Raw genomic sequence first — 243 nt, 5'->3', positions numbered from 1 at the left:
ACATGAGTAGAGCGTGGACGTGAACGTGCCAGCCATTTTTACCGTGTGTGATTTCAACAGCTCGTACGTATCCGTCGCAGCCGTACATTTCACGTTCGGTACGCCATCGGCGGCCGTTGGTCGCAGCTTTCCAGGCTGCCGAAAGTCCAGTCCACAAATCATGCAAACGCTGCCCGGCGGTATGGCGCATGGTCATGGTCACCATCGCAACAGATCCAGTCCCGAGTTGATGAGCAACAACTT

General features: G+C 55.1%; 1 pseudogene. It reads right to left on the bottom strand.

Annotated elements, in window-relative coordinates:
- Window positions 1-205, bottom strand: a pseudogene (locus CVH10_RS26335) (hypothetical protein); the annotation flags it as partial.
- Window positions 206-243 lie beyond the last annotated feature (38 nt).

This window comes from Halomonas sp. ND22Bw, assembly GCF_003011945.1.
Classification (GTDB): Bacteria; Pseudomonadota; Gammaproteobacteria; order Pseudomonadales; family Halomonadaceae; genus Halomonas; species Halomonas halophila.
This window is presented reverse-complemented; position numbering and strand designations above follow the sequence as displayed.